This is a genomic window from Paenibacillus apiarius (assembly GCF_017052585.1).
Lineage (GTDB): Bacteria > Bacillota > Bacilli > Paenibacillales > Paenibacillaceae > Paenibacillus_B > Paenibacillus_B apiarius.
Window position 1 is genome coordinate 5905986 of the sequence record NZ_JAFFHZ010000001.1, and the last position, 19029, is coordinate 5925014.

A 19029-nucleotide genomic window follows, 5' to 3' on the forward strand; every position below is an offset into this window, starting at 1 on the left:
TAAGGTGGAGGAGCAGACATGAGCTCGAAAATGGTTTTAGGTTCCAAAATTGAGAATATTTATTCTCTTACCCCAGTACAAGAAGGAATGCTGTTTCATAAGCTGATGAATGGTGATTCTACCGCTTATGTCGTTCAGCATCGTTTTGAACTGAATGGTCTGATTAATGAACAAAAGGTAAAAGAGGCAATACAACTTGTAACGATGAAGCATGACGTTTTAAGAACTTCCATCGTATTTGAGAAATTGACTGTGCCAAGACAAATTATACTCAAGAACCGGGCAATAGAATATGAACGGATAGATTTATCGGATATTGCGGCATATGATCGAAACAATAAAATGGATATGATTGCGCAACTTGATGTGGAGCGCGGGTTTGATCTACAACGCGATTCTTTATTAAGGGTCAAGCTCGTTCATTTTGGAGCAAACCAATATAAGATGTTATGGACTTTTCATCACATCATTATTGATGGTTGGAGTTTATCTATTTTGTTCAGTGATTTCAAAACGTATTATGACATGCTTGAACATGGAAAGAGCTTGCAATCTATCATGTCGATAGTGGAAACTGACAAGAAGAGAATCGAAAAATATGGAGATTATGTAAAGTGGCTGGAGCAGCAAAATGCTAATGAAGGCATTGCGTATTGGGAAGAATTATTATCTGACTATGATGGAGCAGCGGACATAAAGTCAACGGAGCAAACGCCATTAGCGGTGGAAACCGTTTCTTTGAGTGAAATGAAATTATCTAAAGAACAGACGGCAAGTTTGCAAAATCTCGCTGCCACCCATCATATTACGATGAATACGATTGTGGAAACAGCCTGGGGAATTGTACTGCAATTGTATACAGGTGCCAAAGATGTTGTTTATGGCAAGGTAATTTCAGGCAGGCATGTTCCAATTAGAGGAATTGAAAAGATTGTGGGTCCATTTATCGTGACGATTCCCGCAAGAATCAGGTATAAAGAAGATGATATAGTTGTAGAAGTTTTGCACAGCACGCAGCTACAAGGAACGAAAAGTACAGCTTATTCTTATTGTCCCTTACAGCAAATTATGAGTTTAACGAAGCAAAAATCAGAGTTGATCAAGTATTTATATGCCTTTGAAAATTATGAGCTTGATGAGACTTTATTGACACAGCACAGTGAGGGACTTGGGTTAAATATAGAAACTTATCGGGAGCAAACTAATTATGATTTAGTCTTAATCGCAAATTATGAACACGGGTATTTGCGTTTTCAGATGCAGTATGCGTCAAATCGCTATGGATCAAAGGAAATAGAAGCAATGTTATTGCGCTTACAAGTTGTCTTACTCTCTTTCGCCAACAACCCAGAAATGAAGTTGTCTGAACTTGAGACGATAACAGAGGAAGAGAAAGAACAGATACTAGGTGCATTTAATGATACGAGCTTAGCGTATGCAAAGGATAAAACGATTCCAGCATTATGGGAAGAGCAGGTTGCTCACACCCCGGATGCCATCGCCGTTGTATATGAAGACAACGATGTGACGTATGACGCATTAAACCAAAAAATCAACCAAGTGGCATGGGCGCTTCGCAGACTGCACATTAAACCGGATGACCGCGTGGTTATCGTAGCAGAGCGAAGTGTGGAGATGATTGCCGGGATGTATGGCATCATCAAGGCAGGTGGCGCGTATGTGCCAGTCGATCCTACCATCCCAGCGGAGCGTATGCAGTTTATCCTAAATGACTGCAAACCAAAGGCAGTGCTTGTGTATAAAGCTACGATTGAAACGGATCTGCCGACGATTAATCTGGCGGACGATAAGCTCTGGGAAGGGCAAAGCGACAATCCGGAGCAAGTCAATCGCCCCGATGATTTGGCTTATATTATCTATACCTCCGGAACGACGGGGCAGCCCAAAGGGGTAATGTTAGCGCACAGCGGCGTAGTTGCGATGCGGAGTTACCTGCAGGAGAAGTATGAAGTGACGCAGCAAGATAACGTGCTTCAGTTTGCCAACTATATATTTGACGCCTCCGTATGGGAGATGACACTGTCGCTTTTGCTGGGTGCAAAGCTAACCCTTGTGTCCCAAGCGGTTCTATCGGATGTGAGCAGCTTTAACGCTTTTATCAAGAAAAACAGAATCACGTTGACGTTGCTGCCGCCGCAATACTATCTGCAGACGGATATAAGCGGACTACGGGTACTGACGACTGGGGGATCGGCAGCAAACGCGGAGATGATCGAAAAGGCAGGAAGCGGTACACGATATATCAATGCCTATGGCCCGACGGAAAGCACAGTATTGGCAACGGGATGGGAATACGATGGAGAGAGTGACATTCCCAATCCTGTACCGATTGGGAAACCAACGAGCAATACGCAAATCTATATTATGGATGGCATGAAGCTATGCGGGATAGGTGTACCCGGGGAGTTATGTATTGCAGGCAGCGGTGTGGCAAAAGGGTACTTGAACCTTCCGGCACTAACCGCAGAGAAGTTTATTGAGAATCCATACGGGGAAGGAAAACTGTACCGGTCGGGAGACTTAGCCAAATGGTTGCCGGACGGGAACATAGCCTATTTGGGCCGTATTGATGACCAAGTGAAGATCAGGGGGTTCCGGATCGAGCCGGGAGAAGTGGAAAATGCGCTGCGGCAACTGGAAGGAATCCAAGATGCGGCGGTCATCGTGCGGGAAACCCATGACGGAGAGAAAGCGCTGTTTGCCTACCTCATATCGAAAGATCAAGTCCAGCTGCAAGCGGTGAGACGAGACTTGGAAGAAGTGCTGCCGGCCTATATGGTGCCCGCATATATGATGCAGATAGATCAACTGCCGATGACGCGCAACGGCAAGCTGGATAAACGGGCGCTGCCGGAGATCGTGGCAGTAAGCGAGAAGGAATACACGGCTCCGAAAAACGAACTTGAAGCGCAACTATGCCATATCTTTAGTGAAGTACTGGGCGTAGAGCGAGTCGGCACGCAGGACAGCTTCTTTGAGCTGGGCGGGGACTCGATCAAAGCGATACGGATCGTGTCGAAGCTAAGAAGTGCAGGATATCAAATCGCCATCAAAGATATTATGCAAAAGTATACCGTTGAGGCGATTAGCTATGCGGCACAAAAGTCTGCCCTAGAGGAACAGTACGAGCAAGCTGAAGTAAGTGGCCTCGTACCGCTGACACCGATCGTCAGAGAGTTTGCGTCCTGGAATCTTCCTAAGCCACACCACTTCAATCAGGACATGCTGATGGAGATTGATCTGGAAGATGAGAAGCAGCTTCGGGAAGTGCTTGATGCCCTTATAGCGCATCATGATATGTTGCGGTCTATCTACCGGGAAGGTCAGCTAGAGATTGTAAAGGTGAGTGCCAGCAAAGCGTATGAGCTAAAGGTGTATGACTTTAGCGAAGAACCAGCAGCAGCTGAACTGATGGAAGCGGCATGTACGGAACTGCACAGCAGTATCAACTTAGAAGAAGGGCCGCTGGTGAAGGCAGCGATGTTCCGGACGGGTGAAGGGAATCTGCTGTTTCTAGGGATCCATCATCTTGTTGTGGACGGCGTATCGTGGCGTATCCTGCAAGAAGATATCGGCACAGCCATCCGGCAAGTAAAAGAAGGGACCAAGATCCGATTCCCGGCAAAGACAGCGTCATATAAGGCATGGGCGGAGGCGTTGGTGGAATATAAGGACAGCCACCTCTTGCAGAAAGAACGGGTGTACTGGGAACAAGTAGTCACGCAGATGGCGGCAGGCGAACTCAGGATGGACGAACAGACAGGAGAAAGCGGTTATGACAGTTGCACGATACATTTAAATAAGGAAGAAACCGAGCAGCTGATCCACCAGGCAGGTCGGGCCTATCATACCGAGATCAATGACTTGCTTATTAGCGCCCTGGGAATGGCCGTGAAGCAACTAACAGGGGCAAGAGATGTAACGATAGGCATGGAAGGACACGGAAGAGAACCGATTCATAAGCGGATCGATATCGACCGGACAGTCGGCTGGTTTACAAGTATATATCCGGTGGTGGTCCCGTGTCATGAGGATATAGCAGAAAGTATCATTACAACCAAAGAGACGCTACGTCAAATCCCGAACCGAGGCCTTGGATATGGTCTATTACAGGATGAATTGCCAGTCCGGCCGCTTGAAGTCATGTTTAACTACATGGGACAAATGGACGCTGAAGCGAAGGGGAAAAAACTACACTTCTTTAGTTCGGGCAAGGGATCAGCCGCTGAAAATACCGTCTTTCGCAAGATGATCGTCAACGGGGGCATCATGGATGGAAAGCTACAGCTGACGATCGGGTACAACTGCTCCTATCTATCCCGTGGGAGGATGCAATCCTTTAGTGAACGATACCGGGCAGCGTTACTTGCGATAAAAGACCACTGTATCGCGATAAAAGAAACGGTTCAGACACCGTCTGATTACCGGGCAGCGCATTTAACCCGAACAGATTTATCGGTCATTCAACAAGCAGTCGGTGGTTCATCTCAGGTCGAGCGAATATACGGACTCACTTCCCTGCAGAAAGGAATGCTATACCATAGCATCGCCGAACCTGAATCGACAGCCTATAGAAATCAGAATATTTTTATAGGGCAAGGCTATGCCGATGAGTACATGGTGAAGCAGGCACTCAAACTTCTTGCGATACGACACGAAGTGCTGCGTACGGCGATTATTCATAAAGATATATCGATACCAAAACAAGTCGTGATCCGAGAGAGGGAAGTGGAATACGAAAGAACGGACCTCACGGGAGTAGAAGCAAGCGTACAGGCAGAAATGGTGGAAGCGATCGTACACGATCAAATCCAGCGAGGCTTTGACCTCGCACAAGACTCGTTATTGCGTGTACACCACGTCGTCCTGTCAAAAGACTGTTATCAATTGATCTGGAATTTCCATCACATTATTATGGATGGTTGGAGTCTATCGGCGGTATACGGGGAGTTCAATCGACTCTATCAAGCGCTGCAACAAGGGGCTTTGCCATCTGATCTAAAGAAGCAGGTAATCAAGGACAAGCAGGATCGGGCCTCCTACGAAGATTATATCGTATGGCTAGAAAAACAGGATCAAGAAAAAGGGCTGTCTTACTGGTCAGACGTATTAGCAGGGTATGAAGAAGTCGCGGAGATTAAACCCGTGTATACACCGCAAGCGAGCGAACAGCAAGTGGAGCGCCTAGCGATTACCTTAACACCTGAGGACAGATTGCGGATAAAAGAACTGACATCCGCCCATCACATGACGGTGAGTAATGTCGTGGAAACGGCCTGGGGAGTTGTCTTGCAAGCATACAGCGGACAAAAAGATGTGGTATTCGGGAAAGTAACATCTGGACGGCAAAGCGATGTGCGGGGAATAGAAGATATCGTCGGTCTGTTTATTAATACGATCCCTGTGCGTGTAGCGAGCAAAGAAGGCATGAGTGTCATGAGTCTGCTCAAAGACATGCAGCAGCAAGGGTCGGAAAGTGAACAATATGGCTATTGTTCGCTTGCAGAGATTCAAGCACAGACGGAGCAGAAACAGCACTTGATTCAAGTGCTCTATGCGTTTGAAAACTATTATGTAGATGAGGATAAGCTAACAGATTTCACGCATAAGATCGTATCTGGCCGCGATCAAAACCAGTACAACTTGACGTTATGCGCATACGAGTCGGGGGAGAAAATAGTCTGTGAAATGCTTTACAATCCGAATGTGTATGCGAATGAGGAAATTGCACAAATGCTTGCGAGGTTAGAACATGTGCTACATGCCTTAGCCGTAAATCCAGAAATGAAGGTATCTGAACTCGAGACGACAACAGAAGAAGAAAAAGAGCAGATACTAGGTGCGTTTCAAACTAAGCCAACCCAATATCCGCACGAGGAATCGATCAAAAGCTTATTTGAGGCGCAGGTGAAGAAAACACCGGATCGGATAGCGGTATCTTGCGGGACGGAGCAACTGACGTATGCGGAGTTGAATGCGAAGGCGAACATCGTTGCCAATCGGCTGCTTGCTACTAAAGCCGAGCACGAAACAGGCAAAGGCGAAACGATGGTAGCGTTGCTGTTAGAACGCAATATTGATATGGTCATCGGGATACTCGGAGTAGTGAAGGCCGGATATGTCTATGTGCCAATCGATCCAGAGGCACTACAAGACCGTATCCAGTATACACTGTCGGATAGTGGTGCAAGCTTGCTTCTTGTCAATCAAGGAAAAGAACATACAGTTTCATTTCAGCAAGGAGGAATATATGCGATAGAGCATCTGTATGCGAATATACCAGGTATATCGGATGTACCACACAGAACAGAGCTGGAAGCCAATCCGGATGTATCCATCGCACCGCAAGATGCTCTATATATCATATATACGTCAGGCACGACAGGTGAACCAAAGGGAACGATAATCGAACATGAATGTGTCGTCCGGTTGATGAAAAACGATGACATGCCGTTTGATTTCCATGAAGAGGATGTATGGAGCCTGTTTGCAGCCTACAACTTTGACGTATCGGTATGGGAAATGTATGGAGCGCTATTATACGGAGGTCACCTTGTCGTCGTACCTAACGACGCCAAAAAGGACAGCTACGCCTTTTTAGATATACTACGTGAAAAAAGGGTAACGGTACTAAACCAAGTGCCATCCTCTTTTTATAATCTGATGCAAGTTGAGCTAGCAGAAGCAGGGGAGAGACTGTGCGTCAAACATCTAATCTTTGCCGGAGAGGCGCTGCAGGTAGGGAAATTAAAGGCATGGCATGCGAAGTATCCGGAGATGAACATCGTGAATATGTACGGGATAACAGAGACGACTGTCCATGTAACGTACAAAGCGATCACGGCAGAAGATATTGCGCTAGATGTAAACGACGTCGGAAAGGCACTCCCTACACTGAAGATCTATATGCTAGATGGGGACAAGCTATGCGGGATTGGTGTGCCCGGGGAATTGTGTGTGGCAGGCGTCGGCGTCGCAAGAGGCTACCTCAACAAACCGGAACTAACGAATAAAAAATTCGTAGCGAACCCTTTTGTACCAGGGGAGCGGATGTACCGGTCGGGGGACTTAGCCAAATGGTTGCCGGACGGGAACATAGCCTATTTGGGCCGTATTGATGACCAAGTGAAGATCAGGGGGTTCCGGATCGAGCTGGGAGAAGTAGAAAATGCGCTGCGGCAACTGGCAGGAATCCAAGATGCGGCGGTCATCGTACGGGAAACCCATGACGGAGAGAAAGCGCTGTTTGCCTACCTCATATCGAAAGATCAAGTCCAACTGCAAGCGGTGAGACAGGACTTGGAGGAAGTGCTGCCGGCTTATATGGTGCCCGCGTATATGATGCAGATTGATCAACTGCCGGTGACGCGCAACGGCAAGCTGGATAAACGGGCGCTGCCGGAGATCGTGGCAGTAAGCGAGAAGGAATACACGGCTCCGAAAAACGAACTTGAAGCGCAACTATGTAATATCTTTAGTGAAGTACTGGGCGTTGAGCGAGTCGGCACGCAGGACAGCTTCTTTGAACTGGGCGGGGACTCGATCAAAGCGATACGGATCGTGTCGAAGCTAAGAAGTGCAGGATATCAAATCGCCATCAAAGATATTATGCAAAAGTATACCGTTGAGGCGATTAGCTATGCGGCACAAAAGTCTGCCCTAGAGGAACAGTACGAGCAAGCTGAAGTAAGTGGCCTCGTACCGCTGACACCGATCGTCAGAGAGTTTGCGTCCTGGAATCTTCCTAAGCCACACCACTTCAATCAGGACATGCTGATGGAGATTGATCTGGAAGATGAGAAGCAGCTTCGGGAAGTGCTGGATGCCCTTATAGCGCATCATGATATGTTGCGGTCTATCTACCGGGAAGGTCAGCTAGAGATTGTAAAGGTGAGTGCCAGCAAAGCGTATGAGCTAAAGGTGTATGACTTTAGCGAAGAACAAGCAGCAGCACTCATGGAAGCGGCATGTACGGAACTGCACAGCAGTATCAACTTAGAAGAAGGGCCGCTGGTGAAGGCAGCGATGTTCCGGACGGGTGAAGGGAATTTGCTATTTCTAGGGATCCATCATCTTGTGGTGGACGGCGTATCGTGGCGTATCCTGCAGGAAGATATCGGCACAGCCATCCAGCAAGTAAAAGAAGGGGCCAAGATCCGATTCCCGGCAAAGACAGCGTCATATAAGGCATGGGCGGAGGCGTTGGCAGAATATAAGGACAGCCACCTCTTGCAGAAAGAACGGGCGTACTGGGAACAAGTAGCCACGCAGATGGAGTCCGGGGAACTTGGAATGGACGAACAGACGGGAGAAAGCGGTTATGACAGTTGCACGATACATTTAAATGAAAAAGAAACCGAGCAGCTGATCCACCAGGCAGGTCGGGCCTATCATACCGAGATCAATGACTTGCTTATTAGCGCCTTGGGAATGGCCGTGAAGCAACTAACAGGGGCAAGAGATGTAACGATAGGCATGGAAGGACACGGAAGAGAACCGATTCATAAGCGGATCGATATCGACCGGACGGTCGGATGGTTTACAAGTATATATCCAGTGCTGGTCCCGTGTCATGAGGATATAGCAGAAAGTATCATTACAACCAAAGAGACGCTACGTCAAATCCCGAACCGAGGCCTTGGATATGGTCTATTACAGGATGAATTGCCAGTCCGGCCGCTTGAAGTCATGTTTAACTACATGGGACAAATGGACGCTGAAGCGAAGGGGAAAAAACTACACTTCTTTAGTTCGGGCAAGGGATCAGCCGCTGAAAATACCGTCTTTCGCAAGATGATCGTCAACGGGGGCATCATGGATGGAAAGCTGCAGTTGGTGATCGGATACAACCGCTCCTATCTATCCCGTGAGAGGATGCAATCCTTTAGGGAACGATACCTGGCAGCGTTACTTGCGATAAAAGACCACTGTATCGCGATAAAAGAAACGGTGCAGACACCGTCTGACTACCGGGCAGCGCATTTAACCCGAACGGATTTATCGGTCATTCAACAAGCAGTCGGTGGTTCATCTCAGGTCGAGCGAATATACGGACTCACTTCCCTGCAGAAAGGGATGCTATACCATAGCATCGCCGAACCCGAATCGACAGCCTATAGAAATCAGAATATTTTTATAGGGCAAGGCTATGCCGATGAGTACATGGTGAAGCAGGCACTCAAACTTCTTGCGATACGACACGAAGTGCTGCGTACGGCGATTATTCATAAAGATATATCGATGCCCAAACAAGTCGTGATCCGAGAGAGGGAAGTGGAATACGAAAGAACAGACCTCACGGGAGTAGAAGCAACAGTGCAGGCAGAAATGGTGGAAGCGATCGCACACGATCAAATCCAGCGAGGCTTTGACCTCGCACAAGACTCGTTATTGCGTGTACACCACGTCGTCCTGTCAAAAGACTGTTATCAATTGATCTGGAATTTCCATCACATTATTATGGATGGTTGGTGTCTATCGGCGGTATACGGGGAGTTCAATCGACTATATCAAGCGCTGCAAAAAGGGGCTTTGCCATCTGATCTAAAGAAGCAGGTAATCAAGGACAAGCAGGATCGGGCCTCCTACGAAGATTATATCGTATGGCTGGAAAAACAGGATCAAGAAAAAGGGCTGTCTTACTGGTCAGACGTATTAGCAGGGTATGAAGAAGTCGCGGAGATTAAACCCGTGTATACACCGCAAGCGAGCGAACAGCAAGTGGAGCGCCTAGCGATTACCTTGACACCTGAGGACAGATTGCGGATAAAAGAACTGACATCCGCCCATCACATGACGGTGAGTAATGTCGTAGAAACGGCCTGGGGAGTTGTCTTGCAAGCATACAGCGGACAAAAAGATGTGGTATTCGGGAAAGTAACATCCGGACGGCAAAGCGATGTGCGGGGAATAGAAGATATCGTCGGTCTGTTTATTAATACGATCCCTGTGCGTGTAGCGAGCAAAGAAGGCATGAGTGTCATGAGTCTGTTCAAAGACATGCAGCAGCAAGGGTCGGAAAGTGAACAATATGCTTATTGTTCGCTTGCAGAGATTCAAGCGCAGACGGAGCAGAAACAGCACTTGATTCAAGTGCTCTATGCGTTTGAAAACTATTATGTGGATGAGGATAAGCTAACCGATTTCACGTACGAGATTACGTCATCCCGCGACCAACCTCCATACAACTTGACGTTATGCGCATACGAGTCGGGGGAGAAAATAGTCTGTGAAATGCTTTACAATCCGAATGTGTATGCGAATGAGGACATTGTACAAATGCTTACGCGGCTAGAACATGTGCTACATGCCCTAGCAGTAAACCCAGAAATGAAGTTGTCTGAACTTGAGACCATAACAGGGGAAGAGAAAGAACAGATACTAGGTGCATTTAATGATACGAGCTTAGCGTATGCAAAGGATAAAACGATTCCAGCATTATGGGAAGAGCAGGTTGCTCACACCCCGGATGCAATCGCCGTTGTATATGAAGATAACCATGTGACGTATGACGCATTAAACCAAAAAATCAACCAAGTGGCATGGGCGCTTCGCAGACTGCACATTAAACCGGATGACCGCGTGGTTATCGTAGCAGAGCGAAGTGTGGAGATGATTGCCGGGATGTATGGCATCATCAAGGCAGGTGGCGCGTATGTGCCAGTCGATCCTACCATCCCAGCAGAGCGTATGCAGTTTATCCTAAATGACTGCAAACCAAAGGCAGTGCTAGTGTATAAAGCTACGATTGAAACGGATCTGCCGACGATTAATCTGGCGGACGATAAGCTCTGGGAAGGGCAAAGCGACAATCCGGAGCCAGTCAATCGCCCCGATGATTTGGCTTATATTATCTATACCTCCGGAACGACGGGGCAGCCCAAAGGGGTAATGTTAGCGCACAGCGGCGTAGTTGCGATGCGGAGTTACCTGCAGGAGAAGTATGAAGTGACGCAGCAAGATAACGTGCTTCAGTTTGCCAACTATATATTTGACGCCTCCGTATGGGAGATGACACTGTCGCTTTTGCTGGGTGCAAAGCTGACCCTCGTGTCCCAAGCGGTTCTATCGGATGTGAGCAGCTTTAACGCTTTTATCAAGAAAAACGGAATCACGTTGACGTTGCTGCCGCCGCAATACTATCTACAGACGGATATAAGCGGACTACGGGTACTGACGACAGGGGGATCGGCAGCAAACGCGGAGATGATCGAAAAGGCAGGGAGCGGTACACGATATATCAATGCCTATGGCCCGACGGAAAGCACAGTATTGGCAACGGGATGGGAATACGATGGAGAGAGTGACATTCCCTATCCTGTACCGATTGGGAAACCAACGAGCAATACGCAAATCTATATTATGGATGGCATGAAGCTATGCGGGATAGGTGTACCCGGGGAGTTATGTATTGCAGGCAGCGGTGTGGCAAAGGGGTACTTGAACCTTCCGGCACTAACCGCAGAGAAGTTTATTGAGAATCCATACGGGGAAGGAAAACTGTACCGGTCGGGAGACTTAGCCAAATGGTTGCCGGACGGGAACATAGCCTATTTAGGCCGTATTGATGATCAAGTGAAGATCAGGGGGTTCCGGATAGAGCCAGGAGAAGTGGAAAATGCGCTGCGGCAGCTGGCAGGGATCCAAGATGCGGTTGTGGTTGCAACTAATAATCATGAAATCCAATCGTTATGTGGGTATATAGTATCTCATACAGTGGTTGATCCATTTGAGATTAAACAAAACTTAAAGAAGTTCCTTCCATCGTACATGATTCCATCGTTTATTGTGCAATTGGAGCAAATTCCTGTCACAAGCTCAGGGAAAGTGGATAAACATCGGTTGCCTTCGCCAAACGTGCGTGCCCTTGTGGAACACGATACATTTGTTGCCGCGCAAAACGATAGGGAGAAGGAACTTGTAACCATTTGGCGTGACATTCTTGTGAGTGAGCAAATCGGCATTTATGATAATTTCTTTGAACTAGGCGGAAATTCATTATTAATCATGAGTATGTTGGCTCGAATTGAAGAAAGGTACCCAGGGATTGTAAAAGTGGGCGATATATTCGCAAATCCTACTATCGCCCAGCTGGCAACGTTCATAGATGTAAGCAGTCAAACAGCATTGAGATGTGCACAAGTTCCGTTCCCAGATTCGTATCTGTTAGGTAGTAGGAACAAGGTATTCGTATTCCATTTCGAAGATAACAGTGATTTATTTCATGTACTGAAGGAAATGCAATCAGAGAGCGAGACAGCACTGGAGTCGTGGCTATTGTTTCTGTACACATATAGTGTTATCGAGGCGACAGGTCAGCAGGAGCTGTCGGTTTGCTATGGGGCGAATAATACTTTTTCATCGTTCGAGATCTGTAATCACGACGACTTGAATGTATTGTTGGAGAACGTAAATAGCAAGAAACAAGCAGCTCCAAAATGTACACAAGCAAAATTTATTATTGATTACAAGCAAAATGGGTTATTTCCGATGTTTTTATATCAGTTCACAGGAAATAAAGGCTATACGGAATACTGTGATTTCTCATTCTCTTTTACTATGAATGAAGAAGCTGTTTATTTCGAGGCAAAGATTTTAAATCGCACCCTCAATTCGGATTATATTCAATCGTTGTTTTTAAGATGGATTCAGATTGTCCAGCATGTCAGTTTGAAAGATAAAGATAATAGCAAAGTATGATGGGAAGAATATAACTCGATTAACTAACGATCATTCAGTCACGCTCAACTCAGTATGTGAGTTGAGCGTTTTATGAAATCGCAGATGGAGGTGTATCGTTACTTGGACAATAACAGTATGTTATTCAATCGGAACTTCAATCTTATCGTTATTGGCCAAATTGTTTCTGTTCTTGGTTCTGCAGTATTACGCTTTGCCTTGGATTTGTATGTGCTTGACGTTACAGGGCGGGCCGATGTGTTCGCATTAGTGTTAGCATTATCAGCAATTCCAGGAATCGTGTTAACACCGATTGGCGGGGCAATAGCCGATCGGTTCAACCGCCGTAATTTGATGATTATTCTCGATGCTTGCGCAGGAATTGTCGTATTATCACTAGTGTTGACAATGATAGCAGGTGGTATCTCAATATTGGTTATAGGAATAACATTGGGCTTACTGGCCATTATGTCCAGTATATACCAACCTACAGTGCAGTCAATTGTACCTGTTCTTGTAAGTGATCAACAATTGGCTAGTGCGAATGGTGTGGTAGCTAGCATAGGTGCACTAGCTGGCATGCTTGGTCCTGTCCTGGGCGGATTGTTATATGCAGCACTTGGGATTAACACACTTTTGGTGGCGAGTTGTACAGCTTTCTTCCTGTCTTCGGTAATGGAAATGTTCATTCATATACCATATGAAAAGAGGGATTGGGGCGGAAGATTTGTGTCAGTGATTGCTCGTGATATGAAGGATGGTGTTCGTTATATCTTATATCAGAAACCGTTTATTTTTCGTTTAGTTGTATTAGCTGCCTTGGTCAATTTGTTTTTTTCACCGATGTTTTTCGTCGGTGTTCCGTATATGCTTCGGATAACGATGCACAGTAGCGACACAATGTATGGTTTGGGTATGGGAATTATTGAACTGAGTGTAATTGTTGGTGCATTAGCAACTGGGATTGTTTCATACAAGTTAACATTGTCACGCATGCATTGGCTGATGTTTATTGCGGCGATGCTCACAGTCGTTATGGCAGTGGCAGTCATGCCATCATTATATGAGTTTGGATTTGCTACATCATTTACATTGTTAATAAGTAGCGCTGGTCTAATCGTGATTGTGGCAACACTTATGAATGTATTTATAATCACGCTTGTGCAGAAGCATTCTCCAAAAGAAATACTCGGAAAAGTAATGGCGATTGTAATGTCTGCCGCATCATGCGTTATGCCAATTGGGCAAGCTATATATGGTGTAGTATTTGAGAATTTCAACGCAAACGTATATGTACCCGTGTTATGCGCCTTCATGTTCATGATTCTTATAGCAATAGCAAGTAAACTAACATTTAGAAAAGTATCGTTAAGTGAAGATATACTAAACATTGATAAGGAAAAAATATCATATCCAGGATGAGTTAATGCTGGTGGTAATAGTTCTTGTTTGCACAGTGTCGCAGCTTGGTCTTCATTGTGTATGATGTAGGCATTAATTGTTCGTCTATGCTGAAAAATTCTTCAGAGAATTGTTAGAAAATATTGACAATACATGGGAACTGGATTACTATAAAAAGTGTGATATTCGACACTATTCGGTATATTAACTATATGTATAAATACTTGGAATCTAAACATATTACAATAACTGAACTGACAATAATAGATGTTTCGGCACGCTATTGGACATTAAGGGACATAGCTGGTAGCTTAGGTAGTGCAGTATATAGTGTATATCTGGACGGAATGGGCGAAGCTATGTCTTTATTTGTGACGTGTTGTTTCTATCGGATTGGAGCTACCATGAGTTATTATGTTTTCTTTGTCGAGACAGGAAAAGAAGAACGGATTGGACAATATATCAAAAGGTACCTTCCTGACATCCATTACTTGATTCCTAGGCGCTACATAACAGAGAAAAAAGCAGGGAAAATACATGTGGTCTTCAAATTAATGTTTCCCGGATACATATTCATAGAATGCGAAGAAAATTTAGAGTTTAGCACATATTATACAATTAAGAAAATACCACATGTTTTTCGAATGCTAAGTTATAGTATAGCTACTCAGACTAAGGTTGTTGGTAAATTAAAGGGATATAATCGTGATTATTACAACTCTATCATTACTGCTGACGAACAACTTCAAAGTGAGTTCTTCTTAAAGGTTGCTGATGATGAGATGAATAATATATTAGAATTGTTGGATGACGATCAAATAATCAATCAGTCGGTTCTTACTACAATTAATGGAGAAGTGTGTGCTTTATCAGGTCCTTTGGTAGGATTGGAGCACATTATTATGAAAGTTGATAAGCGGAAAAGAAAGGCAAAAATAAAACTCTATCTGTTTGGTGAAGAAAGATATATATATGTTGATACCAAATAAGCATGGTTGAAATTTATGCAGTGAATATAAATGATCCAATTGAAAATTTATTGTACAACCGACTGTATTCATGTATATCTGATGAAAAACATGAGAGATTAATAAAATTTCAAAAGGTTGAAGACGCTAAGAGAACATTGTATGGTGATTTATTGGTAAGATATCTAGCTTGTACTAAACTAAATTTAGCGAATGAGAAATTGCGATTTGCTCGTAATGAATTTTGGAAGCCATATTTACAGAATAATATAATGTTTAAATTTAATATTTCCCATTCTGGGGCTTGGGTAGTTTGTGCAATTGCTGATACGGAAGTCGGTATTGATGTTGAAGAGATAAAACCTATCGATTTTTCTGTGTCACAATGCTTCTTTTCCAAAAGAGAGCATCAACAGCTGATGATGCAACGAGAAGAATTGAGGTTAGCCTATTTCTATAATTTATGGACAATGAAAGAAAGTTATATCAAATGCATAGGGAAGGGATTGTCCATTCCTTTAAACTCTTTTACCGTCTGTGTTGAGCGACAATGTGTTATTGCTTCTACTGATTATCCATATTGAAACAAATGTACACTCTCAAGATAAGTGACAAAACAGAGATACCAAAAAAAGAGGTGGGAAATGACGGGAAAGCCTGATTTCATGCGGGTTTAGACGGGACAGGGAATAAAAAACGGATATCAAAACTTCTGGCAATAAAACGTGCAGCTATTTTGGATAAAAAAGTTTAATGAAAAGCTCCGATCCCTTGATTTAATTGCGAAATGAAGTTAGCGATCCAAATGATTGGATGGAGGCATATTTAAGTAATTGGATTAAGTTCTTAACAGAGAAATCTCACGAAAAAAACCCTTGATAGACAAGAGTTAATAAAACAGTTAATCAAACTAATTATATATATGTACAAAATACGGGTTTTGTGAAACAGTATAGTCGGAAACAAGCGGAATTGATTAGATCCGCACTTGCATCATCATATTATTTAATTCGCCAATGCTTTTACTGATTGATTGTTTTTTTGAATTTTCCGTTTATCCTTCTTTGTTTTTGTTTTCTGTTACGTTGTTTGTTAGTTGCGTTTTGTTTGTTACACATGTCGATTGTCCAATTGTTTGGTGCTTATTAAAAGTTCATTTCCAGGCATATCATGTCGATACGGCTCGCATTCGGATTTTTTTAATTTGCAACATCACTCATATCGAATTACTTAGCGTCAATTTCCCACTTGAATTCGTGCTCAGATATCATTTATCATTCAAAATGTGAATTTTTTCTCATTGTCTACAGTTATACGACTTTCTTAGATATTCATCTTTGGCTTCCGAAAAAATAAAAAACAGCCGGCTGTCATTGATAGCAGCCGGCTGTTCCACTCTTGGACCGAAAATGAGTTCTTATGTTTGATTATAGTTTGAAGCGATTTACTATCACTTGCAGCTCCTCTGCCAATCCCTTCAATTGATCGATGGATGAGGTAATCGTTTCGATCGAAGCAAATTGTTCTTCCGATGCAGCCACCACCGTTTGCACCGTGAGTGATGTCTCGGCGGCAATCTTCGCCATCTCATCCACGGAGGCCGAGACTTCTTCAGTACCCGCCGACATTTGTTCCGTAGCCGCTGATGCTTCCTGCACTTGACCGGTGACTTGCTGGACAAGCGCCATAATGTGCTCGAACATTTGGCCGGCTTTTTCCACGACCTCCATCCCGGATGCCACATCTTGACGGACGTACGCCATGGAACTTACGGTCGCCTGTGTGCTTTGCTGAATTTCTCCGATTAATTCGGCGATCTTTTGGGCGGAATCACCGGATTGTTCGGCCAGCTTGCGCACCTCGCCAGCTACGACGGCAAACCCTCTGCCGCTTTCACCTGCTCTTGCCGCTTCAATTGAAGCATTTAACGCAAGCAGATTCGTCTGCCCCGCAATATTGGTGATTACGTCGATTATTTTCTCGATTTGAGCTGAACGCTCATTCAATTGATGAACGGCCGTTTCGGTCGTCTCCACCGATTGGCTAATCGATTTCATCTGTGCCATGGCATCGACCAAGGTTGAGTTGCCTTGCTCGGCTTGAATGGCAGAATGAGAGGAAAGATCCGCAACGCTGGTTGTATTGTCAACGATCGATTGAATGCCCCGCGCAAACTCTTCCAGGGCAATCGCGTTCTCTTCGGATGCGCTTTGCTGCAGCTTCGATCCAGTCGCAACTTGCTCCATGGACGCGGCAATTTGTTCGGTCGCTTGCGCCGTCTCGTTCGCATTATCGGCCACCAGACGGGAATTATGAAGCAGCACTTCCGCCCGTTCATGTACGGTTCTCATAATCGAGGACAGCCCGTCCATCATCTTGTTGAAGTCTTTCATTAATACGCCAATTTCGTCCTTCGAGTTGTAAGTGCCGCGAACGGTAAGATCGCCCTGTTCCGCCTTCTTCATCAATCCTTGCATTTGTCTAAGCGGCTTCACGATGATGTTGATGATAAAATATCCGACAATCGCACAAAGAAGAAGCGATACGATGCCAATAATTACGCTTGTCATCGTCGAGGTTTGCGTTATTCGTGTCGCCTCATTCACTTCCTGCTCCGCCAAATCCTCATTCCACTTCACGAGCTCGGTCAACACGTTTTGCACTTTAAGTCGAACATCCCTAACGTTCTCGACATAATAAGCATACGCTTCCGTATTTTTGTTCGCTACCGCAAGTTCTATCGCTTTGATATTGTTCTCACGATATGGCTTCAGCAATTTATCGTAATCCGTAATCAGTTTCTGTTCCTTTTCTGTCTTCAAAATCGATTTATAGTCTTTTAGCAACTTATCATTTTCTTGCTTTAAACTATCGATTCTCTCTAGCAGTTCACTGTTGCGGCTATCATCACTGCTCGCCATCAACTCGAACACCATGGAGTCAACCGTACGGTTATTTACCATGACTTGCTTCAGCCACATAATCGATTTCAGATTATGTCCGTAAATAGTGTCGTTCTTGTGGTTAATTTCATTCATTGCCCAGTATGAAGTGAACGTGCTCAACATTAACAGAACAATGCCCACCCCAACCAGAATAAAGATTTTAATAGAAGTATTTAAGTCTCTAAATCTAAATTTCATAATTTACGCTCCTCTCTTTATATAAGCTTATTCATTATCGACAAAATCAGACATATTTTTTATAGCTTAATGGTGTTAAATAGTGACTATTTCTTAAATTTTCTGAAAACCTTTGCAAAATTTCATTATTATTCAGCCCAATGGACTGCCATGACCCTATTGATGCGAAGCTCCAAATCCGAAAATTCCCATAACGCTTTTTGTCAGACTTTTGTTTCATTTGGAATCAATATAGTAAAGGCTGGCTGCCACCATACTTTCTCAGCTTTGAAAGGATATTCATTACACATCGAAAGGGTTGATTATATGACGATATATCAAGGAAATGGCGCTTATTGTTATGCAAACTCAGCTTCCATGCTGCTGTCAACGATAGGGGAACATGTTTCCCCTTCATTGATTGAAGTTATTACGGGCTTTGCATTGGGGGCTTCTTTTTCACAAAATGGCATGATCTTTTTCGATAATTGCGCCAGCAGCCCAGATCAAGGCATTAATCGCGCGTTTGAGATATTAGGCTTTCATGTTAATGAAAAGGTATGCAGGGAGGAGGAACAAGTCCCATTGGAAGAATTAAGGAAAGATCTCTCCAAATCCCCCGTCATGTTAGGGCCTTTGGATATGGGCTATTTGACTTATCTTCCGAATCATCAATTTCTTGGTGGATGCGATCATTATGTTTTTGCACTAAAAATGAATGAAACAGAGGTAATTCTGCATGATCCGGCTGGTTATCCTTTTGTGAGGTTAACGTTTGCGCAGTTGAAATAGGCATGGAAAGCTGAAAAAATCACATGCAGCCAGGGTTCTTATCGTTG

At 44.5% G+C, this 19029-nt stretch carries 6 protein-coding genes; 5 read left to right on the forward strand and 1 reads right to left on the reverse strand.

The window, feature by feature from the left end:
* Positions 1–18 precede the first annotated feature (18 nt).
* The 4 genes from JSQ80_RS26035 (at position 19) to JSQ80_RS26050 (ending at position 15652) form a co-directional block, all read left to right on the forward strand.
* Positions 19–12720, forward strand: a complete 12702-nt coding sequence (locus tag JSQ80_RS26035) for a non-ribosomal peptide synthetase (protein WP_206097381.1) — start codon at positions 19–21, stop codon at positions 12718–12720.
* Between the two features lie 102 nt (positions 12721–12822).
* Positions 12823–14121, forward strand: coding sequence for an MFS transporter (locus tag JSQ80_RS26040; RefSeq protein WP_206097382.1), 1299 nt, complete (start codon positions 12823–12825; stop codon positions 14119–14121).
* Between the two features lie 191 nt (positions 14122–14312).
* Positions 14313–15089 carry an antiterminator LoaP gene (gene loaP / locus JSQ80_RS26045; RefSeq protein WP_206097383.1) on the forward strand — a complete coding sequence of 259 codons (777 nt, stop codon included), beginning with the start codon at positions 14313–14315 and terminating at the stop codon, positions 15087–15089.
* 2 nt (positions 15090–15091) lie between these two features.
* Positions 15092–15652 carry a 4'-phosphopantetheinyl transferase family protein gene (locus JSQ80_RS26050; protein WP_206097384.1) on the forward strand — a complete coding sequence of 187 codons (561 nt, stop codon included), beginning with the start codon at positions 15092–15094 and terminating at the stop codon, positions 15650–15652.
* A gap of 843 nt (positions 15653–16495) precedes the next feature.
* Here the strand turns inward: JSQ80_RS26050 and JSQ80_RS26055 are convergent.
* Positions 16496–18211: a methyl-accepting chemotaxis protein gene (locus tag JSQ80_RS26055; protein ID WP_206097385.1), complete on the reverse strand. Its 1716-nt coding sequence runs from the start codon at positions 18209–18211 to the stop codon at positions 16496–16498.
* A 306-nt stretch (positions 18212–18517) separates the two neighbouring features.
* Between JSQ80_RS26055 and JSQ80_RS26060 the strand changes: the two genes are divergently transcribed.
* On the forward strand, positions 18518–18982 hold the full coding sequence (locus JSQ80_RS26060) for a hypothetical protein (protein ID WP_206097386.1): 465 nt from the start codon (positions 18518–18520) through the stop codon (positions 18980–18982).
* Positions 18983–19029 lie beyond the last annotated feature (47 nt).